The following is a 1,017-nucleotide window of genomic DNA, read 5'->3' as shown; positions in this document are numbered from 1 at the left end:
GCATTCGCCGCAAATGCCCTTACGAGGAAGGCCCCTTCGGATTCACCGTCTGCCCGGTTGAATACCCCTGCCGGGGTGATCGCCTGCCCACAGAGCCCACGTTCGCCGGCCTTCTCCACGAAGGTCACGAAAGCGTAGACCGGCTCCATCCCGCCTTCCTTTCGGTCTTCGAGGCGATCCAGTCGTCGTCTCAGCTGCATCTCACGGCCTTTCGATGGTAGTGCCGGATGTGCGCTCGACGCGGGCCAGGAATTGCTCCTGGCTTTCACCACCTTCCCGCTCATACGTCTGCCCGCGCACCCAGACCGTCCCTATGACCGGCACGCCGTCGTTGAATGAATCCGCCACGAGGACCGACAGTCCGCCATCGGATTCGCCTTCCAGTCTCTTCACGCGTTTCCGCAATGCGCTCATTTCGCTTTCTCCAGTGCCGATATGCGCAGTTCCAGTTCGGAGGTCTCCAGGGTCTTCCTGTAGCCTTCCACGAGGGCCATGACGCTCGCACCCTCCATCGGAGTCATGGAGCCGCCGGAGACGGCCAGCAGCACCGCCTGTGCGGCCTGTGCGGCGTCCTGGGCGGTCTCCATGGGCGGGAGTTCGAATTCCACGGGTGTGTCCTTTCTCGGCGGCGCGATGCGTTCCAGGCACAGCCTGAGAGCCGTGGTGTCGCCGCCCATCGCCAGGTCTACGGCCTTGCGGGTCAGACCTTCGGCCTCGCCCTGAAGCAGCTCCTCGATGGCGAGCGTCGTCTTGTGTCGCGCGCCCTTCGGCCGGCCGGGATTGCCCGGCGCGAACTTGCCCCTGTCGTCGGTGTACGTTTTGCCGTCGTTTTTTCGTGCCATCGGTCGTCAATGCCTCGTTTCGACAGCGGCGCTGGAATGCTTCGACAGCGCTCCCAGCCGCGCAGCGAACGCAGCCAGGCTCCGGCTATCGCCCGCCGGCGACGTGCCGGCTAGGACATCAGGAGAAGCAGCCGTAGCGTCATCCAAAGCCGCCCCAGACGCGTCTCTGGTGGCA

The 1,017-nt window shown here is 64.7% G+C and carries 2 protein-coding genes; both read right to left on the bottom strand.

Annotated elements, in window-relative coordinates; genetic code table 11:
• Nucleotides 1-201: 201 nt before the first annotated feature.
• A complete protein-coding gene (locus tag P1J78_RS24960) occupies nucleotides 202-414 on the bottom strand; it encodes a hypothetical protein (protein ID WP_275570073.1) in 213 nt (70 codons plus the stop codon).
• The gene (locus P1J78_RS24955; RefSeq protein WP_275570072.1) at nucleotides 411-842 is read right to left on the bottom strand and encodes a DUF5681 domain-containing protein; all 432 of its coding nucleotides are present in this window, start codon (nucleotides 840-842) and stop codon (nucleotides 411-413) included. The genes P1J78_RS24960 and P1J78_RS24955 overlap by 4 nt, the downstream gene beginning before the upstream one ends.
• Between the last annotated feature and the right edge of the window lie 175 nt (nucleotides 843-1,017).

This window comes from Psychromarinibacter sediminicola, assembly GCF_029168335.1.
Classification (GTDB): domain Bacteria; phylum Pseudomonadota; class Alphaproteobacteria; order Rhodobacterales; family Rhodobacteraceae; genus Psychromarinibacter; species Psychromarinibacter sediminicola.
The sequence above is the reverse complement of the archived record's forward strand: the minus strand, read 5'-3'. Positions and strand labels throughout refer to the sequence as shown.

Bases quoted from the DNA above. Each gene is read 5' to 3' on its own strand.
- P1J78_RS24960 (WP_275570073.1), bottom strand. From the start codon at position 414: ATGAGCGCATTGCGGAAACGCGTGAAGAGACTGGAAGGCGAATCCGAT.
- P1J78_RS24955 (WP_275570072.1), bottom strand. From the start codon at position 842: ATGGCACGAAAAAACGACGGCAAAACGTACACCGACGACAGGGGCAAG.